The organism is Aeromonas sp. 2HA2 (genome assembly GCF_029237345.1).
Classification (GTDB): domain Bacteria; phylum Pseudomonadota; class Gammaproteobacteria; order Enterobacterales; family Aeromonadaceae; genus Aeromonas; species Aeromonas salmonicida.
In genome coordinates this window covers 542,555-567,755 of record NZ_JAACGB010000001.1, presented here as the reverse complement: position 1 = coordinate 567,755, position 25,201 = coordinate 542,555, and the positions used below count along the sequence as shown (strand labels likewise).

Below are 25,201 nucleotides of genomic sequence, written 5' to 3'. Positions count from 1 at the left end.
AGGTGTTATTGTTATGAGCCAACTCTTATCGGCCAAAGTTGAACTTTTTGTATCCCGGTGCGCACTTAAATTTATAGCCTAAATCAGCGCTTAGGGATCTCCTGCCGAAGTAATGAGTCCCCTTGCTTCGGGGGCAGGAAGCGATCCGGCCGGTTGGTAAATATGCCGTCAACCCCCATGGCCGCCAGTGCGGTCAGATCGTCACCATGATCGACCGTATAGACCAGCACTTTCAATCCGCGGTTGTGGGCATCCTGCACCAGCGCCTCATCGACGAAGTCCACATCACAGTTGAGAGACCAGGCTCCGAGCTCGGCAGCAAAGCGCGCCAGGGTGAGTGGTAGGGTAGCGGTCAGCGCCCCAAGCCGGATCTCGGGTCGCAAGGCAGCGAAACGGGCCAGTTCCGGGTGGTGGAAGGAGGAGACGACCCACTTAGCCGGTGTGAAACCCAGTTCGGCTTCGGCGCGCCGGGTCAGCAAGGCCACCTCGCTGGCAGTGTGCGCCCCTTTCAGCTCTATGTGCAGCTCGGCGCGACCGGCAATGGTTGTCATCACCTGCCACAAGGTTGGGATTGACTCCCCTTGTCCGGCATCCAGACTGGCCAGATAGGCGCAAGATTGGGCTGTCAGCACGCCGCTTCCGTCAGTGCAGCGCTCGAGCCGCCGGTCGTGGAATACCCACAGCTCGCCATCGGCCTGCTGCACGTCTATTTCGATGGCTGCAGCCCCCAGTTCCAGCGCCAGCTGGATGGCCTTGAGGGTATTTTCCGGCGCCAGGCCACTGGCCCCGCGATGGGCGATGATCTGCATCATATAACTCCTTTTATGTCCCGTTCAGGCGCGGCTAAGTCGAATATCGATCTGCTGGTGCGGCAGTCCCATACCCTGTTGTTGCAGCTTCTCCAGCACCAGCGAGTGTACCTCGTGGGTGATGGGCATGCGGTGATCCATGCTGTTCACATAGAGGCGCATCTCGTAGATCAGCGCCGAATCGGTGAACTCGATCAGGAATACTTCGGGGGTGGGGGTCTCCAGCACCAGAGTGGAGGCCTTGATCGAATCTTCCAGAATGGTCTGTATCCGTTTGGGGTCCTGAGTCAGGCCGATGCGGATGCGCAGTTTGACCCGGGTGATGGAATCAGAGAGTGACCAGTTGATGAACTGCTCCGTGATGAAGGCCTTGTTGGGAACAATGATCTCCTTGCGATCCCAGTCCACTATGGTGGTGGCGCGGGTTTTGATCTTGGTCACTGTGCCGGTCAGCTCGCGGATGGTGACAGTGTCGCCGAGCCGGATCGGCTTCTCGAACAGTATGATGAGGCCGGAGACGAAGTTGGCGAAGATCTCCTGCAGGCCGAAACCCAGGCCCACCGAGAGGGCTGCCACCATCCACTGCGCCTTGGACCAGTCGATACCAAGAATGGAGAAGCCGCTCAGCGCCCCCACTACCAGCACTATGTACTTGGTGACAGTGGTGATGGCAAACCCTGTGCCCGGGGAGAGGCTCAGGTGCTGGAGCAGGGTCAGCTCCATCAGGCCCGGCAGGTTGCGGGCAGTGACCACCGTCAGTATGAAGGTGAATGCCGTCAGCATCAGGTCCTGCAGTGTGATGGGTGAGAGTTGCTCTATGCCGCCAATCTTGCTGGTGACGTGCCACACTTCGATGCTGCGCAGGAAACTGAACGCCGAGTTGAGTTCGGACCACTGCACCACCAACAGCATGGTGAATCCCAGCATCAGCAGGGTGCGCACCAGCCCCAACGACTGGGCACTGATGGTGTCCAGATCCAGCTCGGTATCTTCCACCACGTCCGGTATCTCGGAGCTGAGCTCGTCGTTCCCCTCTTCCCGGCCGCGTTGGGCGAGTATCTCGGCCCGTTTGCTCTTGGCCCGATCGAAGGCGAGACGACGGCGCTGGATCAGCATCCAGCGATGGGCCAGATAGTAGATGAGCAGGCAGCCGAGCCCCATCAGCAAGCTGAGCTCCAGCTGACGCAGCAGGATGCGGGAGGTGTAGAAGTAGCCGAGCAGGGAGCCGATCACCGCCAGCAGGGGGGCCAGCATCAGGCTGTTCCAGATGAAGTGGTGCAGCAGATGGGGCTTGCTCATGTCGGCCTGGCCCCAGGTCAGCGGCAGTCGCTCCCGGTTGAGGCGGGCAAAGAACAGCAGCAACCAGAGGGCGCCGACGATGAACGCCATCCGGCCGAGGGAGTCATAGAAAGCGTGTTCCTGATAGCTGTTGGCCATGCCCTGCACGAAAAAGCTGGGGATGATCACCAGCAGCAGGGTACGAAACTGGCTCCACACCTTCTGTACCCACTCCTTCTGCCAGCGAAAATGCAGGATCAGTATCCCTTTTTCCAGCGTCAGGTGGCGTGCCATCAAGAGTGCCAGCAGCAGGAACCAGATTTCACTCAGGCCCCGGGCGACCGCCACCGCGAACGGGTATTGCCAGGCGCCGTCGAGCAGGCCATGCGCCATCAGTACCATGGCGGGCAGGGGCAGGGAGGCGAGTAAGGAGCGCACCAGCAGGCGGCTGGTGAGGCTGAACTTGTCCTGGGTGACCTTGCCGATGCGCGGTGCTATGTGCTGACTGTAATGCGTCAGGTGGCGGGCGAGCTTGAACCAGCACCAGGCCAGCACCAGTATGCCGATACCGGCCAGGGTGAGGGTGATGGGATTGTTCTCGGCGATGGCTTGCGGCAGTTGCAGCCAGTTGGTCGGGTTGAAGGCAAGGCCGAGGGCCGCCGGAATGCCGAGCAGCACGGTCGGGGTGAGCGGGCGTACGTCCGGCATCCAGAACAGGTGGCTGGCGCTGAGATCGCGGATCTCGTCGATCTTGCTGTTCTGGCGGCTGTAGAGCAGCTTGAGACGGGTCTGCTCCTGGATCAGGCTGTCGGACGCGTCATTGAGACGGGTCAGCAGTTGCCGTCTGGCCTTGAGCAGATTGTCGAGTACCGCCTGCTGGGAGCGATCGAGCGCCACCTCGTCGGTGGCCATCAGCCGCTCGCGCATCTGGCGCGGATCCTTGAGGGCATCCTGCTCGGTTTCGTACTGGTATTTGGCCATGCGGGCGTTGACGATGGCGGACTCCAGCTTGTCGAGCGGGAAGTAGGCGGGCAGGTCGGAGAGCTTGCTGCGCAGGTTCTCGCCGTAGGCGTTGCTGATCTGCAGCCACTCCAATTGCTCCCGCACCGAATTGACCAGATCGTTCAGGGCCGACAGGTTCTGGTCGACGGCCCTTTGATCGTCCTGCACCCGCTCTATCTGATCTTCCAGCGCGCCTAGCTGGATGGAGAGCGCCTGATTCTGCTGTTGCTGCTCCAGCAGCAACGGCATGTCGGAGGTGAGCTGCTTGCGCAGCCGCTCGCTTTCGGCCAGCGCCTGCTCCGTCTTGTCGCGGCGCAGCTGGTTCTGCTGGTTGAGCAGGCTGGCCTGCCACTCGTCTTCATCCGTGATGGCGAGATTGAGCTCCTGCAACTTCAGCTTGCCGAGATCGTTGCGCTGCTGGGCGGAGAGCTGCTCCAGCTCCAGCATCTGGATCCGGTCGGAGAGGCTCTGCTCCTTGAGGCGGGTGGCCAGCCGCTGGGCTTCCTGCAGGCGATCCGACTCGCTGCTGAAGCTGAGTCGGTCGAGCAGGGTGCGGGTCTGCTGCAACTGCTTGCGCAGCTCGTCGACCCTCAGGTGGTACTCCTGGCCCGTGCTCTCCAACTGGTTGAGGCTGTCCATCACCGCCTGACGCTCCTTGCGCAGGTTGAGTTGACGGTTGCTGCTCAGGCCGATGGCCTGGCGCAGGGCTTCTTCTTTCAGGGAGGAGAGGGACGGGCGGGACTGGGGCTGGTAGTTGTGCAGGCTCTCCTTGAGACGGGCCGACTCCTTGGGGTAATCAATCAGGATTTGCTGATAGGCCTTGCCCTGCTCACGATAGCGCTGGGCTTCCCGGGCAAACTGCAGCGCCTGTTGATAACTCTCCCGCAATTTCTGGTTTTCCGGGGTGTCCGTCTTGGGGACGCTCTGCAGCAACTCCTCTACCTGGGTGATGGCGTCATCGGCCTGTACGAGCACGGGAAAGAGAGAGAGGGAGAGCAGCAGCAGAGAGAGCAGGCGTTGCAACATGGCGCACGTTTCCGTTCATGAGAGGTCGCCCTAGCCTAAAGCAGGGGCCGGAGCGGGTAAAGTTTTCCATATTAATGATTTGTAACATAAATAACGGGCGATCCTGGCCTTGTTTGGCTATGATTCTGGCCGTTTCTCCCTCCTTTGAGCATCTTATGTCTGCAGTCGATCTGGGCACGGCCCCACTCTCTCGCCTGTTTTTGCGCTACGTCACGCCGACCGTGGCCGCCATGCTGGTCACCGGCATCTATGTCACCATAGACGGCATCTTCGTCGGCCATATCCTGGGTCAGGACGGACTGGCGGGCATGATGCTGGCGTATCCCATCTGCGCCGTGCTCTATGCGGTGGGGGCGCTGATCGGCATGGGCTCCTCGTCGCTCGCCTCCTTCTATCTCGGCAAGGGGGAACAGGCAACTGCGCGTCACATCGTCGGCAATGCGCTGGTGATGGTGCTGATGGCCTCGGCCGTGCTCACCTTTATCGGCATTCGCTATGGTGAGGCCATGCTCTCCTGGATGGGAGCCGAGGGGGAGATCTTCAACGCTGGCATGGCTTATCTGCGCTGGTATGCCTTGCTCGGGGTATTTGCCGTGCTCTCCATGGCATTTACCGCCTTGCTGCGCAACGACGGGCGACCGGGTCTCACCACCTGGATCCTGGTCGGCGGTGGCGTGCTCAACGTGCTGCTCGACTATCTGCTGATGGCAGTCATTCCCTGGGGACTGGCGGGGGCGGCCATTGCGACCATGCTATCTCAAGCCGTGACCGGCGGACTCTGTCTGTGGCACTTTTTCACCCCCCGCAGCCAGTTGCGTATTCGCTGGGATACCCTGACGCCGAACTGGCGGCTGATGGGGGAGACACTGCGCCTCGGGATATCGAGCTTTCTGATGTACCTCTACCTGTCGGTGGTGCTGGCGATGCACAACAAGGCGCTGCTGGCGGTGGGCACCTCGCTGCACGTGGCAGCCTATGGCGTCATCAGCTATAGCGAAGCCTTCTTCTATCTCATCTTCGAGGGGATCGCCATGGGCATACAGCCCATCGCCAGCTTCAACGCGGGGGCGGGCAACTGGCAACGGGTGTTGCGTGTGCGCAACCTGGCGCTGGGGGTCACCCTGTTGGTGGCACTGTGCGGCATGATCCCGCTCTATCTGTGGCCTGAGGGGGTCGTCTACCTATTTGCCGGCGACAATGCGGCCCTCCTGCCGGTGGCGAGCCTCGGCATCTGGCTCTACTTCTGGGGCCTGCCGATGGAGGGTTTGCTGCTGGTGGGGGCAACCTACTTCCAGGCCATCAACCGGGCGCGCATCGCCTCCCTGCTCACCGGCGGCAAGCTGGTGCTGATCGGCGGCTTCCTGTGGGGCTTCTCCTCCCTGTGGGGGGTATCAGGTGTCTGGCTGGCGTTGCCGACTTGCAGCACTGTGCTGGTGCTGGTGATGTGGCGCGCCATGCGCAAAGAAGCGGGATTGCACATTTCCGCCCATTGAGCGGTATCCCCAAAACAGAAAAAGGCAGCCCTGGCTGCCTTTTCTGTTTTATCCGGTCTGCTCATCATGGCTGATGCGCTGGATTGGCTGTCTCGAGTCAGGGCTTGAAGGCCCCGATAAAGATGGCGGGATCGACCCTGGCATCGTTGAGGCTGACGTTCCAGTGCATATGGGGGCCGGTGGCACGGCCGGTTGCGCCGACTCGACCGACGATGCCGCCGCGGGGCAGGCTCTGGCCCAGCTTCACGTCCACCTTGGACATGTGACAGAACATGCTGATGAGCCCCTGGCCGTGATCGACGAACACCGTATTGCCGTTGAAGAAGTAGTTGCCAATCAGGATCACCTTGCCGGCGGCCGGTGCCTTGATGGGGGTACCGGCACCGACCGCGAAGTCGAGTCCTGAGTGGGGGTTGCGCTCCTCGCCATTGAAGAAGCGGCGCAGACCAAACGGGCTGGAGAGGGGCCCCTTGACCGGTTTGTCGAACAGCAAATTGCTGGGTTGGGTGGGACTGAAGGTCTGATAGGCCAGGGTCTGCTCGGCCAGTTCGCGGCTGATGCGCACCATGTCTTCGGCCAGCGGATTGACCTGGCGGCTGTTCTTGAGCTTGATGTGCTGCTCGCGATAGTGCTTGGGCGTGACAGTGAAGCTGAGGGTGCGGCCATCATTGACCGTCAGCTGCTGGGTTCCCTGCGGGGTTTTGAGGGGAATGCCGACGATGGCAATCCAGCGTTGGCCATCCTCTCGCACGACCAGCACAGGCTTGTCCTGATAGCGGACTGTGGGGGCCTGCAGCCCATTCCCGAGTGGTACCACGGCCACACCCCCGGGTACTGGGTGATTGAGCAGACGGCTGATAAATCCCTCGGCGAGGGCGGACTGGCTGGCCAATAGCAACAACAGACAACAAACGACTCTCATGACAGATCCACGCTATGGGTTGGGTCAAACGAACAAGGTTAAGGGCATCAGGAGGCTGGCTGGAAGTGCTGGTAGATGGCCTCCATCTGGACCGAGACCTCCTGGCGCACCAGATCCAGCTCCAGCATCTCTTGCAGCACTTTCAGCTGGCTCGGGTTCAGGAAGGCTCGGCTGCTCTCCAGCACGCGTTGGGTATAGGCCTTCTGGTTTTCCAGATAGGTACTGGCATCGCCACTCTCCTGCTGGGACAGTTGCTGGTTGGCATCACTGAGCAGACGCGTCAGGGATTGGCGCTGGTCGGGGGCCAGCAGCTCGCCGCGTTCCGCCAGCCGGCCCTGGATCTCCAGCAGCCGATTGATGTCACCCGAGTAGAGATCCTGCTCCAGCCGGGTGCGGGTATCCTCACCCAGCAGGTTGCTGATATTGCTCCAGATCCGCTGGCTCTCCTGCTCATAGGCATCGGGGTGATCGAAGCCGAGGCGGTAGAGCTCGCGCAACAGCTCCAGCACCTGACCGCGCACATCTTCCACTACGTCCAGCCGGTCGAATACCGTGGTGAGATGGCGGCCCTGCTCTGCATCGTAGAGGCGCTCGATCAGCACAGAGCCGTCGCTGGACTGGCTCCACTGGCTGATGGCGGCCTCCAGCTCCGGATTGGGGGGAATGGCTTCCTGAGTGGTAGCTGGCTCCCCTTGCGTTTTTTTGCCGGGCAGCTTGGCCATCAGGTTCTGGCCCGTGCTCTGGCTGGCGTTCGGGTTTGCAGCCCCATCGCACTGCGCCGTCCGGGGGCCGGTATCGGGCTCGGGTTGGGAATGGTCTGCGGTGGCAGGCTGGGCCTGCCATTGCCAGAGATTGAGCAGCAGTGAGGCCAGCAGGATCAGTGCCAGATGAAGTTTACGCATCTTGGATTCTCTTGAATAAGTGAATGCCCCTGGTGCGGGGGTCTCTCATGATAACCGTAACGCCTGATACAAGCAGCCATGACATGCGAAGTGCTCACCTATGGTCACCGCCATTGAGTCAGCCGGCCCATGGCTCTAGAATCGGCAGCCAGCCCGTTATCATCTGAGGAAACGTTATGAATGGATTGTCCCCCCTGCGAGCCGAACCCGCCCGTCACCCCATCGGGCGTGGCTGGGTCTGGGTACGATCCGGCTTCGATATTTTCAACAAGGGCATGGGTGTCAGCGTCGCCATGGTCCTGATCTGGTTTGCGGTCGGTCTGCTGCTGGATAGCCTGCCGGCGGGCGGCCTCATCTCCCAGTTGCTTTATATGGTGTGGGGTGCTGGCTGGGTGGTCGTGGCCCATCGGGGCTATGAGGGAAATGAGCTCAAGTTTGCCGACTTCTTCGCCGGGTTTCGCAACAAGCTGACCCCGCTGATGCTGGGGGGTCTGCTGGTGCTGGCCCTGTTCACTCTGATCGGCCTCATTTGCCTGGGGCTGCTCTCCATGTGGGGGCTGACCTCCCTGCTGACCCAGGATCCCGAATCCATGGTGGTGAGCGTGGCTCAGGCGCAAGGGCTCTTGCTCTGTCTGTTGCTGGGACTGGCACTGCTGATCCCGGTGCTGATGGCCATCACCTTCGCACCCGCCCTTATCTATTTCCACAATATGGGCATATTGCAGGCAGCCAGATTGAGTTTCAGGGGCTGTCTCACCAACATGTGGCCTTTCCTCTGGTGGGGCCTGATCACGGCTGGTCTGATGCTGTTTGGCGCCGCCCTGATGTTGATTGGCCTGCTGGTGGTGATACCAGCCCTCAACTACTCCATCTATGTGGCGTATCGGGACATCTATCTGGATGTGGCTCAGGAGGCTCAGTCCGAGGCGCCATTGACCGGTTTTGAAGCCTGATCCGGCTACAACTGACCGGAATATACAATGACAAGGGGCCTGCGGGCCCCTTTTGCATGACGTCGCTTTACTCCTGCCACATGGGGTCGGCCCCCATTCTGACCACCAAAAAATCGAGGAAGCTGCGCAGCAGGGGAGACATCTGTTTGCGGGTACCATACACACCGTAGACGCCGAGCCGCTTGGGTTGCCACTGGCTCAGCAGGGGCACCAGAGCACCGCTTTCCAGATAAGGTTGCGCCGAGTAGCGGGGCTGCATGCTGATGCCTGCCCCGCCCAGTGTGGCCTCCAGCAGCAGGTTGGAGATGTTGGCGCTGAGATTGCCGCTGACTGGCACAGATTCCGGTCCGGCCGGCCCCTGAAACTCCCACAGACTCTTGCCAAAATAGGTGTAGGTGAGGCAGTTGTGCAGGGCGAGATCCTGCACTTTCTGTGGAGTCGGGTGCCTTGCCAGATAAGCCGGGCTGGCACAGACCACTGAGTGGCAGGTGCCGAGCCGGCGGGCCACCAGGTTGGGGTCCAGATCATTGGTGATGCGAATGGCCAAGTCGATCCGCTCCTCCACCAGATTGACGGTGCGGTCCAGCAGCAGTATATCGATGGCGGTACCCGCATACTGGGCCAGGTAGTCATTGGCCGCTCCCACTAGCAGGGCCTCCGATATGGAGTAGCTGCTGGTGATACGCAGTTGTCCCTTGGGAGCCTCATCGCCCCGGATGGCGATCTGCTCCATCTCTTCCCCCAGCGCCAGCATGGCTCTGGCCCGGTTCAGTGCCTCTTCCCCCGGGCCGGTCAGGCTCAGTCTGCGTGTGGTGCGATGCAGCAGACGAGCCCCCATCCACTGTTCCAGTTCCGCCAGATAGCGCGTCACCATGGCGCGTGACATCTCCAGCTTCTCCCCGGCGCCACTCAGGCTGCCCTGTTCGACTACGCTGACAAAGACCCGTAATGCGGTCAGTCGATCCATGTGCAGGTCCTCTATATGTTCGATTAATGCAATAGTGATGCGCTTATTATGCTGTATTTGTACCGTTAATGATCCAATAAACTGTGTCCATCTGATGAACCACCCGATGACTTGATAAGGAATACCCGATGAACAATACCCTGATCCGCAATCTGACCCTGGCTACCACCCTGTTGAGTGGCGCTGCCCTGGCGGGCCCCCTGACCGTGACTGTCTACAACCCGGGCGAGAAAGCGATCTTCCCGGTCTCTTCCTCCCTGGTGGCTGGCGACAAAGAGGCCATTCTGATCGACGCCCAGTTTGATGTGAAAAACGGTCAGGCCCTGGTCGACATGATCAAGAAAAGCGGCAAGCAGTTGACCACCGTTTATATCAGTGCGGGCGACCCCGATTTCTACTTCGGTCTGGAGCCCATCCTGGCTGCATTCCCAGGCGTCAAAGTGCTGGCAGACCAGCATGTGATCGACCACATCAACAAGACCAAAGATGACAAGCTGACCTATTGGGGACCCATACTGGGCGAAGGTTCACCCAAGAGCCTGACAGTACCTCAGGTACTGACGGCCAACCACCTGACCCTGGAAGGGGAAAAGATTGAAATCAAAGAGATGAACACCCCGACCGCTTACCTCTGGGCGCCGTCCATCAAGACCGCATTCGGTGGCGTACCGGTTTATCACGGTGTTCACGTGTGGATGGCGGACAGCCAGACCAAGGAAGCCCGTGCTCACTGGGTGAAGACCCTCAACGAATTGCAGGCGATGAAGCCCGAGCGCGTCGTACCGGGCCACTTCCTGGGCACTGAGCCCAAGGGAACCGAAGCCGTGACCTTTACCCGTGACTACGTACAGCGTTTCGAGCAGGAGCTGGCCACATCCAAGAATTCTGGCGAGTTGATTGAAAGCATGAAGAAAGCCTTCCCGTCCCTGCCGGTTGATGACGGCCTGGCCATTGGTGCCAAGGTCAACACCGGCGAAATGAAGTGGTAAACCACTGAGCCTGCTTTCCCTGTGTTTTTTACCGGGCCCTGGGGCCCGGTTTTTTTTAGCCAGACAATCGAGAGTGAATCACATGAAAGAGACAAGCCTGCATTACGTATATGACCCCCTCTGCGGCTGGTGCTATGGCGCAGCCCCCTTGTTGCAAGCGGCTACCGGGATAGCGGGCCTTCGCATTGAACTCCATGCCGGCGGCCTCTGGCTTGGCGAGCGTCGCCAGCCCATGGGCCTGGCCCTGCGCGATTACGTTCGCCCTCATGACGAGCGGATCCAGGCCCTGACCGGCCAACCCTTCGGCGAGTACTACTTCAACGACTTGCTGCTCAGTGATGGCCTCTTGCTCGATTCGGAGCAGCCCATCCGTGCCATCCTGGCGATCACGGCGTTGGGTGGCAATGGCCTGGCCCTGCTTCATCGCATCCAGCAGTCCCATTATCGCGATGGCATCTGGGTCGGTTCCCTCGCGCACCTGAGCAGCCTGGCGGCAGAGCAGGGCATTGACTCAGCTGCATTTGTTGATGCCTATCAGAACGTGGATCTGACTACTCATCTGGCGGACAGCCAGGGCTGGATGCGCCGCCTCGGCGGTCAGGGCTATCCCACTCTGGGTCTGGTGCAGGGTGCCAAAGTGACGCCTGTGTCGGCTTCGTCCTTCCTGGGGGAACCGGATGCATTTGCTCGCAAGCTCCGGGAGCTGATGGGGCGTTGAATTCCTTCCCCTGCTGTTGAGGCGCAGGATGAGCAGGAGGCTTGGTGGCGAGATGCCGCTTTTCATCTACCCGCCTTGCGCCGAGCCCTTGGCTGATATGACGTTATATCGATTGACGGATAGTTTGAAAATCATCCGCTTGCACTCATCACGCTATGCTTTATGGGAAGTTGCTCGGGAGCATGGCTCCACGGGTTTGCGTCCAGCTGCCAAGGATATCAATCATGTTCAAAAATATGTCTATCGGTCAGAAGTTGAGTACAGGGTTTGCGGTGCTGGCGCTGCTTGTGTTTGTGCTGGCAGGCTTCGGGATTTCCCGGCTCTCTTACCTGAACAACAATACCCAGCTCATTACCGATAATCTGGTACCTTCCATTCGGTATGCAAGTCAGATGCAGGTAGCCTTGCTGGATGCGCGCAGAGCCCAGTTGGCCATGGTGATTGCACTGGCCAACAATGACAGCGCCGACATCACAAGACGCAACGACAGCGTCACTGAAGCAAAAGGGCGTTTTGCCAAGGCTGTGGCTGACTATGGGCGCCTGACATTCAATGCAACCGATGAAGAGCAGACATATGCAGCCTTGCAGCCAGCAGGTGAGGCATATTTCAGTGCTCATGATCAGCTCTATCAGGCTGTGATGCAGAACGATGGTGCCCGCATTGGCGAGTATCGGGACGGCTTGACACGGACGACACTGGATCAGGCGATCAAGTTAACCACGACTTTGCATGAGATTAATGATCGGATTGGGCGGACGATGGAGCGAAACGGCGATCAGACATACGAGTCCGCCAAGCAGCTCAGTGTGGCCATCGGACTGGTGACACTGATCTTTGTGGTGCTGGTGGCCTGGTATCTGACCCAGCAGGTCAAGCAACCGGTCAACAAATTGCTGGAGCTGGTGGGCAAGGTCGCAGCGGGGGACCTGGCTGCTCACCTCGACTTGAAGTGGTTCAATAACGACGAGTTGGGCAAGCTGGCCAAGGGGTTTGGCGAGATGCAGGGAAATTTGCGCAATCTGGTCAGCGAGGTGTCTGGCTCTGTGGTGCAACTCAGCTCAGCGGCGGAAGAGATAAGCGCCGTCGCCCGTCAATCCGCCAGCAATATGAACAATCAGCAGCATGAGCTGAACCAGCTGGCCACCGCCATGAACGAGATGCAGGCCACAGTGCAGGAGGTCTCCCGCAATACCAGTGACGCCGCCAGTGCCGCGACTCAGGTAAGCAGCTCCGCCGAGCTGGGAGCCAATACCGTCAACGACTCCATCAAACGCATTGAGCAGGTGGCCGGTGCCATCGAGAGCACGGCAGTGGTGATCCGCCAGCTCGGCGATGACAGCCGCAATATCGGCATGGTGCTGGAGGTCATTCGTGGCATAGCCGAGCAGACCAACCTGCTGGCATTGAACGCCGCCATCGAAGCTGCACGGGCCGGTGAGCAGGGCCGTGGGTTTGCCGTGGTGGCCGATGAAGTGCGCACCCTGGCCAAACGCACTCAGGACTCCACTTCCCAGATCAACACCATCATCGCCGAGCTGCAGCAGCGGGCCGAGCAGGCTGGCACTACCATGCAGCAGAGCCAGGAGATGATGAACTCCACCGTGAGCACAGCCCGGGAGGCGGGACTGTCCATTTCGGAGATCAGCAATTCGGTAGAGAGCATCTCCCACATGAACATCCAGATTGCCACCGCAACCGAAGAGCAGGGGGCAGTGAGCGAAGAACTCAACCGCAACGTGGTCAACATCAGCCACGCCTCGGAAGAGGTGGCGGCTGGTGCGACCCAGATGGCGCAAGCCTGTAACGACCTCAATCATCTGGCGAACCAGCTGCAGGAGATGGTTCGCCGCTTCCGGGTGTAATGACGGTTTGACACTCGCAGCTTGAGCGGGCCCGGATCCTGGATCCGGGCCCGTTTTGTTTTTCCATCCCCCCGCTTTTTCCATTCAGTCACCATCCCTTGTCCCTCCTGTCTTTCTTGGGCATGCTAATGGCCTATTTGGTTGGCAGGATTCTGGATGTATGAACCTTCGCGATCTCGAGTATCTGGTGGCACTGGAAGAGGAGAAACACTTTCGCAAGGCGGCGGAGCGCTGCTTTGTCAGCCAGCCGACCCTGAGCGGTCAGCTGCGCAAGCTGGAGGATGAGCTGGGGGTGATCCTGATTGAGCGTACCTCGCGCAAGGTGCTGTTTACCCCGGCCGGTGATGCGATGGCCCATCAGGCGCGCAAGGTGCTAAAAGAGGTGCGTGAACTCAAGAACATAGGCCAGCATTTTGCCGAGCCCATGTCTGGCGAGATCCATATCGGCTTCATTCCCACCGTCGGTCCCTATCTGTTGCCCCACATCATTCAGGATCTGCGCGAGCATTTTCCCAAGCTGGAGTTCTACCTCTATGAGGAGCAGACCCAGTTGCTGCTCAAACGGCTGGAGGAGGGAGAGCTGGATTGCCTCATCCTCGCCGAGCTGGACGGCATGGAAGGGTTTGGCGCCATCCCCCTCTATCAGGAGCCCATGTGGCTGGCGGTGCCGCAGCACCACCCGGAAGCCAAGGCCAGGGCTGTGCCGCTCAGCAATCTCAAGGGCAAGAAACTGCTGATGCTGGCCGATGGTCACTGCTTGCGGGATCAGGCGATGGGATTCTGTTTTGCCGCCGGCATCGGTGAGGATCAACGCTTCAAGGGCACCAGTCTGGAGACGCTGCGCAACATGGTCGCTGCCGGCAGTGGCATGACCCTGGTGCCCAGGCTTGCCGTACCCGCCAATGCCGAGGAGGGCGGCGTCAGCTATCGGCCTGTGGTCGACCCAGTACCGGGGCGCACCATCTCACTGCTCTATCGTCACTACTCGGTACGCAGGCCCTGCTTCAACGAGCTGGCCTCCCGCATTTCCAGCCTGATGAAGAGCCTGCTCGGCTGACATTGCAGACGTAGAAAAAGAAAACCGGCGCCTTGGCGCCGGTTTTGTCATCTGGTGTTGCTTAGAAGATATCGTCGGTGGAGACGGGGCCGTCAGTGGGCGAGCCATCGCCGCCATACACCTGATTGCCGTCCGAGCTCTGGGTCGCAAAGCGGGTCGGTTCCGTGCCTTCCTTGAAGAACTCCTCGGTGCTGCCGTCTGCGCGGTTGGTCAGCAGACCGGTTTCACGGTCGATCCGCACCGTGACGATCCCCTCCGGTACCGGCATCTTGCGCTCGGGCACCTGTTTGAGCGCCGTCTTCATGAAGTCGATCCAGATGGGCTGCGCAGCACCACCACCAAACTCGGCCCGGCCCAAACCACGCTGGTGGTTGTCAAAACCGATCCAGGAGGTGGCGACCAGATTCGGGGTATAGCCGGAGAACCAGGCATCACGGGATTCGTTGGTGGTACCCGTCTTGCCGGAGATATCGTGACGCTTGAGATCCCGCGCCGCGCGCCAGCCGGTACCACGCCAGCCATTGCCACCCCAGATGGCGGTGGTCAGGGTATCTGTGACCAGGAAGGCGCTCTGGGCACTGATGGTCTGCGGCGCCATGTTGTTGGGCACGACAGGATCGATAGGGCACTGGGCCTTCCAGTCAGGAGCTGTATTGGCATAGGCATCGGCACTGTCGAGGCCTGCCGCTGCCAGTACGCCGCAATCACGGCAGGCTGCAGCCGGATTGGCCTGATAAACGGGAACGCCAAAGCTGTCGACTACTTCCGTGATGAAGTAGGGGGTCACCTGGAAGCCGCCATTGGCAAGGACTGAATAGCCACGCACCACTTCCAGCGGGGTGAATTCGGCGGCGCCCAGAGCCAGCGATTCGTTGGCGGAGATGGTATCGCGCGCGAATCCGAAGCGGGTCAGACCGTCGATATAGGTGTCCAGACCGATGGCGCGCATCAGCCGCACCGACATCACGTTCTTGGACTTGGCAAGGCCGAGACGCAGTGAGGTGGGGCCTTCGTAGATGGCCGGGGAGTTCTTAGGCTGCCACATGGGGCCCTTGGAGGGATCCCACTGGTTGATGGGGGCATCGTTGATGAGGGAGGCCAGGGTATAACCCTGCTCAAGCGCTGTGGCATAGAGGAAAGGCTTGATGTTGGAACCTATCTGGCGGCGTGCCTGATCGACCCGGTTGAATTTGGACAGCTCGAAGCTGAAACCGCCGACCAGCCCCTCGATGGCACCATCCTGCGGATTCATGGCCACCAGAGCAGCATTGACCTCGGGGATCTGGGAGAGCAGCAAGGCTTCGCCCTTCTCCCGGACCCAGATTTGGGCGCCAACTTTCAGCACATCACGGGCGGAACGGGGGGCGTAGCCCTGGCGATCGTCTGTGATGAAGGCGCGAGCCCACTTGATGCCGTTCCAGCCAAGCTCAGCCTGCTTGCCATTTTTCAGCACCAGGGTCGCCCCTTTGTCATCCAGCTTGGTGACCACGGCCGCCATCAGGGGTTCATAAGTAGGTTGCTTGGCCAGATGGGCCATTATCTGCTCGTAATCCCAATCGACTTCACCTGATTTCCACAGCAGTGCTGTCACGCCACGGTAGCCATGACGAGTGTCATAGTCGAACACCCCATCCAGCAAGGCCTGACGGGCGGCGCGCTGGCGCTTGGCACTGACAGTGGTATAGACGTGCAGGCCCATGGTGTAGGCATCTTCACCGAACTGCTGCACCATCTTCTGGCGCACCATCTCTCCCAGATAGGGAGCATTGAGGGTGATCTCGGCACCGTGATAACGGGCCTTGATGGGCATCTTGGACGCCTCGTCATACTGGGCCTGGGTGATCTTGCCGGTTTCCAGCATACGACCCAGCACCACGTTGCGGCGGGCAAAGGCACGTTCCGGTGAACGGATCGGGTTCAGCATGGACGGTGCCTTGGGCAAGCCGGCTATGATGGCGATCTCGTCCAGGGTCAAATCCTTGACCTCTTTGCCGAAGTAGACCTGAGCGGCTGCGCCGACCCCGAAGGCACGGTAACCGAGGGGGATCTTGTTCAGATAGAGCTGCAGAATTTCGTCTTTGGAGAGATTCTGCTCGATGCGCCAGGCCAGAAACACCTCCTTGACCTTGCGCACTATGGTTTTTTCGTTGCTCAGGAAGAAGTTGCGGGCGACCTGCTGGGTGATGGTACTGGCACCCTGGCGAGCCTGGCCGGAAACAGCCCAGACAGTGGCCGCCCGAACGATACCGATCGGGTCGATACCCGGATGCTCATAGAAGCGGGCATCCTCGGTCGCGAGCACGGCATCGATCATGGATTGGGGAATTTCGTTCAGATGCAGAGGGATGCGACGAATTTCGCCAAATTGGGAGATCAATTCCCCATCCCGGCTGTACACCTTCATCGGGGTGGCCAGCTTGACGTCGCGCAGAGCGGTCACATCCGGCAATTGGGGCTTGATGTAGAAGTAGATACCGATGAGGCTGGCAACACCCAGCACTGCACCCAGTATCATGACAATAAACAGGCGTACGAGCCATTTCAGCATGGAAGAACTACCAATCGTCTTAAAATTAGCCAACGGGCGCAGAGTATAGCCCTTTTGCCTCCGTAAATTCGAGGTTTTCCTGTTCGTAGTCAGGGTCCTCGACAAGAGGCGGGAGGTTAGCATTCTGTGGCTCAATAACCAAGGGGAGGCGGGGGCAGCCAGAAAGCGAGATACATCACTTTTCGGTACAAACTTTATGACATTGATAGATAGAGCATTTAGGATGAGTTAAGCCGTCACCTTGCTGTGAGCTGTCCTACAATCAATCCTAAAACCCAATAACGCATGGATGTGTATATGTTTGGGCTATTCAATAAAGGTTCCTTGCTTCCCTTGGCAGGTATTGATTTTGGGAGCCAGACTATCAAGGCCGTGATCATCACTGGTCGTCCCGGCAAGTTGCATCTCGAATCGGTGGCGGAAGTCGTTACCCCCAAGGGCACCCTGGTCGATTACCAGTTGCAGGATATCGAACGGGTCAGCCAGTCTCTCAAGACTCTCAAGCGCCTTATCAATGGCAACAGCCAGTATGCGGCCACTGCCGTTACCGGCTCCAATGTCATTACCAAGGTGATCCAGGTCGATGCTCGCCTCAGCGAAAATGAACTGGAAAATCAGGTACAGCTGGAAGCCGAGCAGATCATCCCTTTTCCCCTCGATGAAGTGAGCCTGGATTTTGAGATCCTGAGCCTGGCCAGTGATCAGGACCGGCAGGAAGTGTTGCTGAGTGCGGCCCGTACCGAAAGCGTGAATGGGCGGGTCAGCGCCCTGGCAGAGGCGGGCATGACCACCAAGGTAGTAGATGTGGGAGCTCATGCCCTTGGGCGCGCCGTCCTCGCCTGCCAGCCCGAGCTGCTTACTTGGGAAAAACCGGTTGGAGTGATCGATATCGGGGCCAGTGCCATGACGTTTGCGGCCTTGGTCAAAGGCCAGACGATTTATTCCAGACTGCAGAATTTTGGCGGGGATCAATACAGTCAGGCACTCTCCTCTTTTTACAGCATGAGCCTGGAGGAAGCCGAGCAGGCCAAGATCAAAGGCACTCTGCCCGCTGACCATGAGCTGGATGTGCTGTTACCCCATATCAATGCCCTGTTGCAGCAAGTCAGGCGCAACGTTCAGCTGTTTTGCAGCTCCTCTGGCTATCGGGAGTTGTCAAAGCTTGTCCTGACCGGAGGCGGGAGCCTGCTGCCCGGGCTTGTCAGCCAATTGCAAGATGAACTCAATTGCGAGGTGTTGCATCCGGATCCTTTCAGCTTGTTCGGCAAGCCTAAAGGGGAGGGAGGTGTGGTCCATGGTGCCAAGTACATGACGGCGCTGGGACTGGCATTGAGGAGCTTCACACCATGTCAAATATAAACCTCCTTCCCTGGCGTGAAGCCCGCGCCCTGCGCCAGAAGAAACAGTTCGGGGTCATGCTCGGGATTTTCCTGGCGATCACCGCCTCTCTCGGCTTTGCCGCCGACTGGCTGGTGAAGCAGCAGATCAGCCATCAGCAGCAGCGCAATCAGCGTTTGCTGCAAGAGATGACCATACTCGATGCGCAACTTGGCGAGATCCGCTTGCTCAAGGAGCGACGCAAGGAGCTGATCGATCGCATGCAGTTGATTGAACAGCTGCAGATGCGTCGCAATCTGCCGGTTCGCCTGTTCAATCAGCTGCCTTCGCTGGTGCCCAATGGGATTTATCTGAACACGCTTGCTTTGCAAAGCAACCGGATCGACGTCAACGGCAAGACCGAAGCCTATGGCAGGGTCGCCAGCATGATGCGGCGCATCGATGGCTCCGGCTGGCTGAGCCAGTCACAGATCAGCACGATTTTTGCGGCAGATGTCGCACCTGTGTCGCTGAGTCAGTTCTCCATGATGTTTCTGGTCGCGACGACAGCCGGCGTCAACGTCGATGTGACTAAGGGACAACAATGAACCTGCAACAACTCAATGAACTGGATCTCAGCAGCATTGCCAGCTGGCCCAAGCTGGCCAAAGGGATTTTCATTCTGTTTTTCTGTGCGCTGCTGGGGGGGGCCATCTATTACTACGTGATAGCAAATTCGTTGACCTTGCTGACTCAGGAGACAAATAAAGAGGCGGAGCTGAAGGGGCAGTTTGAGAGCAAGGCGATGCTTGCGGCCAATCTGGGCGCATACAAGGCGCAAATGGTGCAGCTTGAACAACTGGTGGATGCCCAACTCAAGCAGTTACCCAACACCCATGAGGTGGCGGGTTTGCTGGACGATATCAGTTTCATCGCGACCGACAATGGCCTCAAATTGAATCGCATCAACTGGGAGCCAGAGATCAAGCACGAGTTTTCCACCGAACTGCCCATGCGTATCGAAGTGGTGGGCACCTACAATCAGATTGGCAAGTTCACGGCGGACATGGCGGCTTTGCCGCGCATCGTTATCCTTGAGTCGTTCAACCTTGGCCAGAGCAAGGGAGAAGATGAGCTGATCGCCATGTCGATGCTAGCCAAGACCTACAAGTACAACGGCAAGTCAGTGGGGCAGCAAAAATGAGAATGATCTGCGTGCTGTTGTCGGTGTGTTTGCTGACCGCCTGCAGTGGCCAGGATGACATGGATAACTATGTGGCTCAGACCAAGGCCAGGAAGCCGGTCCCCATTGAGCCATTGCCTGAAATCAAACCCTTTTCTCCCATGGCTTATCGCCTCAGTGAGCAGCGTAGCCCCTTTATTACTCCCCAGCCGGAGACCAGCAGTGCCAAGGTCGATGCCAAGGTAAAGCCTGATTGTGCCCAGATAGTGGCCAACCGGGAGAAGGAGGTACTGGAGAGGTACTCTCTGGCCAACCTCATCATGCAGGGCTCCCTTGGCCAGCAAGGGCAGCTGTGGGCTCTGGTCCGGACGCCGGATGGCCAATCCATACGGGTTGGTCTCAATCAGCACATGGGATTGGATCAGGGGCGGGTGATCAGGATCACTGACACTAGCGTGGATTTGATTGAGATTGTACCGGATGGCAAAGGATGTTGGGTCACCAGAGAAACCCAGTTGAGCATGGCCAATCTTGAAGCAAAACGATAATCAGGGATGAACTGCGATGAGAGCAACAATAGGTAGTGTCACCAGAGTAATCCTGCTGTTTTGCGCCGGAGTATGTGGCCAGGCCTGGGCCGTGGCCACATTGCAAGAGGTCAGGGTCAATCCGCTGATGGCCGATCAGCTGCTGCTGGAGCTGAGCTTCAGTGAACCCGTCAGCGGATTTACCGACCGCCTCTCCTATCAGCCTAACCAGCTGCTGTTGCATGTACCTGGGGCCGTGGGGGTGCTCAATGTCAATCCGTTGCCGATCAAGCAACAGGGGGTCGACAACCTCAAGGTAGAGGGTAAAGGGACGGGTCTCGACATCAAGATTGCCCTCGACCAATTGACCCCTTATCAGGTGCATCAGCAGGGCAACAAGCTGCTGGTGGCGCTGGGAGACAAGGCAAGCATGCCGTCCCCAGCCTCGTCCCAGTCATCCGGCATGGTATCGCCAGCGCCGTCTGCGCCTGTCAATACACAAGCCGTGACCCAGTCAGCCTTGATTAATACCCAGATAGTTGCCCAGTCAGCCCAGGCTGCAGCCCCTGTTACCCGCAAACCGGTTTTGCCCGTATCCAGCACTGAGGCGAGCGGTGCCTATTTCAATTCCGTCAAGGGTGTGGACTTCAGACGGGGCAAGGATGGGCAGGGGGAGTTTCTGGTGATGCTGGACAACAGCTCTGCGGCGGTGGATGTCAGCAGCCGAGGGCAGACAGTGCTGGCCAAATTTCATGGCACCCGGATACCGGATGAGCTGCTCAACCTGATCAATGTGCAGGACTTCGCCACCCCCGTCTCCCAGGTGGAGGTGTTCCGTCAGGGCAATGACACCCTGTTCGAGCTCTCCGTCAACGGCCAGTTTGATTACCGTTACGATCAGGCTGACAAAATGTTCATCGTAGAGGTGAAGAAACGCATAGCGGCAACGGCTGGAAAACAGTATCAGGGCAAGCCTATCTCGCTCAACTTCCAGGATATCCCGGTGCGAACCGTGTTGCAGCTCATCGCTGATTTCAACAACCTCAATCTGGTCACCACGGACTCAGTGGCAGGCAACATCACCTTGCGACTGGATGGCGTGCCCTGGGAGCAGGCGCTGGACATCATCCTCAAGGTGAGAGGGCTGGATAAACGGCTGGATAACAATATTTTGCTGGTAGCGCCTGCCGAAGAGATTGCGCTGCGTGAGAAGCAGCAACTGGAGAGTCGCAACCAGGTGGCCGAGTTGGCCCCACTCTACACCGAATACCTGCAGATCAACTATGCCAAGGCGACCGAGGTGGCCTCCCTGCTTTCCTCCGAGAACACCAAGCTGCTCTCTGCCAGAGGGGCGGTCAGCGTGGATGAGCGGACCAACGTGCTGGTGGTCAAGGACACTGCCGATGTGATCAGCAACATCAAGCGGATGCTGGATATCCTCGACATTCCGGTCAAGCAGGTGGTGATCGAAGCGCGCATGGTCACCATAGATGATGGTTTTGACGAGGCACTCGGGGTGCGCTGGGGCGTGACCAAGAACGACGGGCATGGTAACAGTACCTCAGGCAGCATCGAGGGCAACGATGGATCAGGCAACAACAACGGTGGTTCTGCCATCACTCGACCCGGGGTAGAAGACAGGATGAACGTCAACCTGCCGGTCACCAACGCCGCTGGCACCCTGGCATTCCAGGTTGCTCGTCTGGCGGATGGCACTCTGCTGGATCTTGAACTGTCGGCGCTGGAAAAGGAGAGCAAGGCAGAGATTATCGCGAGTCCAAGAGTCACTACGGCCAACCAGAAACCTGCATTGATCGAGCAGGGGACCGAGATCCCCTATGTGGAGTCCTCCTCCAGTGGTGCTACCTCGGTTACCTTCAAGAAGGCTGTCCTCAGCCTCAAGGTTACTCCCCAGATCACGCCGGACAACCGGGTTATTCTGGACTTGACCGTGACCCAGGATACCAAGGGGGAAACGGTACCGACCGGTACCGGTGATGCGGTTTCCATCAACGCCCAGTCCATCACGACCCAGGTGCTGGTCAACAATGGCGAGACCCTGGTGCTCGGCGGCATCTATCAGCAGACCATCAAGAGCGACGTCAGCAAGGTGCCTCTGCTTGGTGATATCCCAGGCCTTGGCGTGTTGTTTCGCAAGACAACCAGCGAGAATAAAAAGCGGGAATTGCTGATTTTCGTGACACCCAAGATAGTTACCGACGCCTTCTGAATGCTTTACATGTGAGGGTAAAACACATATAACCTTACGCCCCAATGATGCTGGGGCGTAAGGGCTGCGGTTGCCAGTCCTGATTTCTATTGAGATAATCCCTCTCCTGATCCATCGCAAGATAAGGTTCATAGGTACCCCGATCGAGTGTTTGTCGGGGTCGTACAGTTTGTAATTACTAACGAAAAGACATGGCTGAGAAACGCAATATTTTCCTGATAGGTCCCATGGGTGCGGGCAAGAGCACCATAGGTAGACATCTGGCAGAACAACTGCATATGGAGTTTTTCGACTCAGATCATGAGATTGAGCGCCGCAGTGGTGCCGATATCGGCTGGGTGTTCGATGTTGAAGGCGAAGAGGGTTTCCGGATCCGCGAAGAGAAGGTCATAGGCGACCTTTCAGAACAGCAGGGTATCGTGCTGGCGACGGGTGGCGGTGCCATCAAGAGCCGAGAAACACGGAACAAGCTCTCTGCTCGCGGTATCGTGGTATACCTCGAAACAACGATTGAGAAGCAGCTGGCGCGCACACAAAGAGACAAGCGTCGCCCACTGCTGCAAACTGAAGAGCCGCCGCGCGAAGTGCTCGAGCGTCTGGCACAAGAGCGCAATGCGCTGTATGAAGAAGTGGCTGACTTTGTCATCCAGACTGATGATCAGAGCGCGAAAATCGTTGCCAATCAAATTGTTAAGTTGATCGGCATGTAATCTAGAGGACGTCCATGGAAAGGTTGAAGGTCGAACTGGGTGAACGCAGTTATCCCATCGAGATAGCGGCGGGTCTGTTGCAGCATGCAGAAGTGCTGACACAAACCATCAAGGGAAAACGGGTCATGATAGTGACCAATACCGTTGTCGCTCCCTTGTATCTTGAGCGGATTATCCAGTTGCTGTCCGGTTTTCAGGTTGAACACCTGATACTGCCGGACGGTGAGGCTTACAAGACCCTGGCAACCTTCGAGCGGATCATGTCTGCTCTGCTGGAAACCAATCATGGTCGGGACACAACACTGATCGCCCTGGGGGGCGGTGTGATAGGAGATGTTGTCGGCTTTGCTGCGGCAAGCTATCAACGTGGCATTCCTTTTATTCAAGTGCCTACCACACTGCTCTCCCAGGTTGATTCCTCCGTCGGCGGCAAGACCGCCGTCAATCATCCCCTTGGCAAGAACATGATTGGAGCCTTCTATCAGCCCAAGCATGTGGTCATTGATACCGAGTGCCTCAAGACCCTGCCTGCCCGCGAATTTGCTGCCGGCATGGCCGAGGTTATCAAGTACGGCATCATCTGGGACGTCGAATTTTTCTCCTGGCTCGAAACCAACATGTCCCGTCTGCAGGCGCTGGAACCGGCAGCCTTGGCGTATGCCATCCGCCGTTGCTGCGAAATCAAGGCCGATGTGGTGACGCAGGATGAGACGGAGCACGGGGTTCGCGCTCTGCTCAATCTCGGTCACACCTTTGGTCACGCCATCGAGGCTGAAAAAGGGTATGGCAACTGGCTGCACGGTGAAGCGGTTGCTGCAGGCATGATGATGGCTGCCTCCACGGCCGAGGCCCGGGGCGATCTGGATGCAAGGCAGCTTGCCCGCATTCGCGATCTGCTGCTGGCGGCCAATCTGCCCATTCAGGCACCTGCCGATATGGATTTCGCTGCCTTCATTCGCCATATGCGCCGAGACAAGAAGGTATTGGAAGGCAAGTTGCGACTGGTGCTGCCGGTCGGTATCGGTCACGCGCAGGTCGTAGCCGATGTCTCCGATGATGAATTGCTGGCGGTGATTGAGTCTGGTCGTGAGTAACAATAAGCTGCTTAAATTTCCTTCCCAGCGGCAGCTGGTTGATCGGCTGCTGCATCTGATTGAATTCAATCACCCTTTTATTTTTCTCTCCGGCAAACCCGGCAGTGGCCGCGGCACCCTGTGTGAATCCCTGCTCGGCAACTTGCCCGAAAAAGTGCGGGTAGTGAGCCTGATTGGCAGTACAGCCATGAAGATGGCGGACGTGCGCCAGCTGCTGCTGCCCCAGGTGGTGGCAAGGCCGCTGTTCAATCCGCAGGATGCGCTGGCAGAAAGTTTCTTTCGCATGCTGGAGGGCAAGCCCTCCACCCTGTTGCTGCTGATCGAGCGTGCTGACGAGCTGCCTGCTGAGCTGGTCGGCGAGCTGTGGAGTCTCTGTCGTCATAACGATACCCTGCCCATGCCACACCAGCTGGCGATCGTGCTCTCCGGGAGTGACGTTTGGTGTCGCACTCAGAAAAGCCTGCTAAAAGGGCGGGCCATGCCGGCTCTGGAGCTGGAGGTCGCGCCACTGAGCGCACCGGAGCAACGTATCTTCTTGTATGAGAAAGCCAAAGAGCTCAAGATCCCGACAGCCCTCTTGCCCAAGCTGAAAGTGGAAGAGATCCTGAACGTGGCGAATGGACATCCGTCCACCATCATGCAGTTACTGGAGGATATCATGACCGACAGAAGGCCCAAGAAACGTCAGGCCGAGTTGCCCGTTAAAAAGATTGCCATAGTGTTGGCGCTGGTTGCCGGCGGTCTGCTGGCCCTGAGCTATCTGCTGCCAGCCCTGTTCAGCGACGAAAGCAAGAGCACCGGGCTCGCCCCCTCGCAAACCACTGCTTTGCCCATTCCCGTCTCAGGCGGAGATCCACTGACCGCAGGCGGTAGCAGCAATGACGGTCAGAATGGCGGTCAAAGCAGCCCGAATGCCAGCGGTGATAACCCGGGTGGTGTGGTGCGTGATTGGCAGCCTGATGCCAAGGTATTGCCCAAAGCCGTCGAGAGCGAAACGCTGACCACTGAATCGACCAACTATGAGGGGCGCCGTGTGGTGATCTCCGACGAGGTGGTCCAGAAGCTGATGAAACAACCCAATGTCAGCGGTGCCTTGCCTACTGGTGTGGTGGATGAGCTGACCGGTGTCAGTTCCCGGGCTGCTTCGACCGAGAACCCATCGACCCAGGGACTGACAGCGCAAGCTCCCCAATCGGCCACTGAGCCCAAGGCCCTGAACACGGCACTCGTTACCAAACCGGTCGCCAAGCCAGCCGTTGTCGAGCCGGCGGCTGCACCTGCGCCCAAGGTCGCCCTGACGCCGACGGCGACCCTGAACAAGAAGCCCAGAAATCACTACAGCGTCCAGCTGATGGGGGCGAGCAACACAGCAGCGGTTGACAAGTTTGTGGCCGAACACGGTCTGACTGGCAATGTCTGGGTCTACAAAACCCAGTTCCGTGGCAGCCCCTGGTATGTGGTGCTGCAAGGGGATTACGCCAACACCACTCAGGCCAAGGCCGCCATTCGCAAGCTCTCGCCCGCCCTGCTCAAGGGGCAGCCCTGGCCCAAGTCGTTTGCTCAGGTACAAAAAGAGTTGAAGCAATAGCCATTCGGCCTGAGAAGGGGGTA

The 25,201-nt window shown here is 58.6% G+C and carries 20 protein-coding genes; 14 read left to right on the top strand and 6 right to left on the bottom strand.

The genetic code is table 11. From position 1 onward, the window contains the following. Window positions 1–83: 83 nt before the first annotated feature. On the bottom strand, window positions 84–809 hold the full coding sequence (locus GWQ29_RS02565) for a glycerophosphodiester phosphodiesterase (protein WP_275918753.1): 726 nt from the start codon (window positions 807–809) through the stop codon (window positions 84–86). A gap of 24 nt (window positions 810–833) precedes the next feature. Continuing rightward, on the bottom strand, window positions 834–4,115 hold the full coding sequence (gene mscM, locus GWQ29_RS02560) for a miniconductance mechanosensitive channel MscM (RefSeq protein WP_275918689.1): 3,282 nt from the start codon (window positions 4,113–4,115) through the stop codon (window positions 834–836). A gap of 155 nt (window positions 4,116–4,270) precedes the next feature. Between mscM and GWQ29_RS02555 the strand changes: the two genes are divergently transcribed. Next, a complete protein-coding gene (locus GWQ29_RS02555) occupies window positions 4,271–5,608 on the top strand; it encodes an MATE family efflux transporter (protein WP_275918688.1) in 1,338 nt (445 codons plus the stop codon). Between the two features lie 97 nt (window positions 5,609–5,705). Here the strand turns inward: GWQ29_RS02555 and GWQ29_RS02550 are convergent, their stop codons facing one another. Together GWQ29_RS02550 and GWQ29_RS02545 are read right to left on the bottom strand one after the other, a co-directional pair. Continuing rightward, window positions 5,706–6,530, bottom strand: coding sequence for a peptidoglycan DD-metalloendopeptidase family protein (locus tag GWQ29_RS02550; RefSeq protein WP_275918687.1), 825 nt, complete (start codon window positions 6,528–6,530; stop codon window positions 5,706–5,708). Window positions 6,531–6,577: 47 nt separating this feature from the next. Further along, window positions 6,578–7,432 carry a hypothetical protein gene (locus GWQ29_RS02545; protein WP_275918686.1) on the bottom strand — a complete coding sequence of 285 codons (855 nt, stop codon included), beginning with the start codon at window positions 7,430–7,432 and terminating at the stop codon, window positions 6,578–6,580. A gap of 176 nt (window positions 7,433–7,608) precedes the next feature. Between GWQ29_RS02545 and GWQ29_RS02540 the strand changes: the two genes are divergently transcribed. Continuing rightward, complete coding sequence (locus GWQ29_RS02540; protein ID WP_265452530.1) at window positions 7,609–8,385, top strand: BPSS1780 family membrane protein; 777 nt, start codon at window positions 7,609–7,611, stop codon at window positions 8,383–8,385. Window positions 8,386–8,452: 67 nt separating this feature from the next. On the opposite strand, the gene GWQ29_RS02535 is transcribed toward GWQ29_RS02540, so the two are convergent. After that, window positions 8,453–9,352, bottom strand: coding sequence for a LysR family transcriptional regulator (locus GWQ29_RS02535; RefSeq protein WP_275918685.1), 900 nt, complete (start codon window positions 9,350–9,352; stop codon window positions 8,453–8,455). A 128-nt stretch (window positions 9,353–9,480) separates the two neighbouring features. Between GWQ29_RS02535 and GWQ29_RS02530 the strand changes: the two genes are divergently transcribed. The 4 genes from GWQ29_RS02530 to oxyR all read left to right on the top strand — a co-directional run bounded on the left by GWQ29_RS02530 (window position 9,481) and on the right by oxyR (window position 13,981). After that, window positions 9,481–10,341, top strand: coding sequence for a Vmh family MBL fold metallo-hydrolase (locus GWQ29_RS02530; RefSeq protein ID WP_111587363.1), 861 nt, complete (start codon window positions 9,481–9,483; stop codon window positions 10,339–10,341). 82 nt (window positions 10,342–10,423) lie between these two features. Further along, window positions 10,424–11,059, top strand: coding sequence for a DsbA family protein (locus GWQ29_RS02525; RefSeq protein WP_275918684.1), 636 nt, complete (start codon window positions 10,424–10,426; stop codon window positions 11,057–11,059). A 224-nt stretch (window positions 11,060–11,283) separates the two neighbouring features. Beyond that, a complete protein-coding gene (locus GWQ29_RS02520; protein WP_275918683.1) occupies window positions 11,284–12,924 on the top strand; it encodes a methyl-accepting chemotaxis protein in 1,641 nt (546 codons plus the stop codon). Window positions 12,925–13,084: 160 nt separating this feature from the next. Further along, window positions 13,085–13,981: a DNA-binding transcriptional regulator OxyR gene (gene oxyR, locus GWQ29_RS02515; protein WP_201302890.1), complete on the top strand. Its 897-nt coding sequence runs from the start codon at window positions 13,085–13,087 to the stop codon at window positions 13,979–13,981. 61 nt (window positions 13,982–14,042) lie between these two features. Here the strand turns inward: oxyR and GWQ29_RS02510 are convergent, their stop codons facing one another. Next, window positions 14,043–16,529 carry a PBP1A family penicillin-binding protein gene (locus GWQ29_RS02510; protein ID WP_275918682.1) on the bottom strand — a complete coding sequence of 829 codons (2,487 nt, stop codon included), beginning with the start codon at window positions 16,527–16,529 and terminating at the stop codon, window positions 14,043–14,045. 285 nt (window positions 16,530–16,814) lie between these two features. Here GWQ29_RS02510 and tapM point away from each other — a divergent pair, with 285 nt between their 5' ends. From tapM to GWQ29_RS02470, 8 genes are all read left to right on the top strand, one after another. Continuing rightward, on the top strand, window positions 16,815–17,888 hold the full coding sequence (tapM, locus tag GWQ29_RS02505) for a PilM family type IVa pilus assembly protein TapM (RefSeq protein WP_275918681.1): 1,074 nt from the start codon (window positions 16,815–16,817) through the stop codon (window positions 17,886–17,888). Further along, on the top strand, window positions 17,876–18,454 hold the full coding sequence (tapN, locus tag GWQ29_RS02500) for a PilN family type IV pilus biogenesis protein TapN (RefSeq protein WP_275908535.1): 579 nt from the start codon (window positions 17,876–17,878) through the stop codon (window positions 18,452–18,454). The genes tapM and tapN overlap by 13 nt, the downstream gene beginning before the upstream one ends. After that, window positions 18,451–19,050 (top strand): PilO family type IV pilus biogenesis protein TapO, encoded by a 600-nt coding sequence (tapO, locus tag GWQ29_RS02495; protein ID WP_059111487.1) that lies wholly within the window; start codon window positions 18,451–18,453, stop codon window positions 19,048–19,050. The genes tapN and tapO overlap by 4 nt, the downstream gene beginning before the upstream one ends. Further along, the gene (locus GWQ29_RS02490) at window positions 19,047–19,577 is read left to right on the top strand and encodes a pilus assembly protein PilP (RefSeq protein ID WP_275908534.1); all 531 of its coding nucleotides are present in this window, start codon (window positions 19,047–19,049) and stop codon (window positions 19,575–19,577) included. The genes tapO and GWQ29_RS02490 overlap by 4 nt, the downstream gene beginning before the upstream one ends. Before the next feature lie 16 nt (window positions 19,578–19,593). Next, the gene (locus GWQ29_RS02485; RefSeq protein WP_275918680.1) at window positions 19,594–21,786 is read left to right on the top strand and encodes a type IV pilus secretin PilQ family protein; all 2,193 of its coding nucleotides are present in this window, start codon (window positions 19,594–19,596) and stop codon (window positions 21,784–21,786) included. Between the two features lie 191 nt (window positions 21,787–21,977). Beyond that, window positions 21,978–22,496, top strand: coding sequence for a shikimate kinase AroK (gene aroK / locus GWQ29_RS02480; RefSeq protein ID WP_005317117.1), 519 nt, complete (start codon window positions 21,978–21,980; stop codon window positions 22,494–22,496). Between the two features lie 14 nt (window positions 22,497–22,510). Then, the gene (aroB, locus tag GWQ29_RS02475; protein WP_275918679.1) at window positions 22,511–23,590 is read left to right on the top strand and encodes a 3-dehydroquinate synthase; all 1,080 of its coding nucleotides are present in this window, start codon (window positions 22,511–22,513) and stop codon (window positions 23,588–23,590) included. Beyond that, a complete protein-coding gene (locus tag GWQ29_RS02470; RefSeq protein ID WP_275918678.1) occupies window positions 23,583–25,178 on the top strand; it encodes an SPOR domain-containing protein in 1,596 nt (531 codons plus the stop codon). The genes aroB and GWQ29_RS02470 overlap by 8 nt, the downstream gene beginning before the upstream one ends. The last annotated feature ends 23 nt before the right edge of the window (window positions 25,179–25,201 follow it).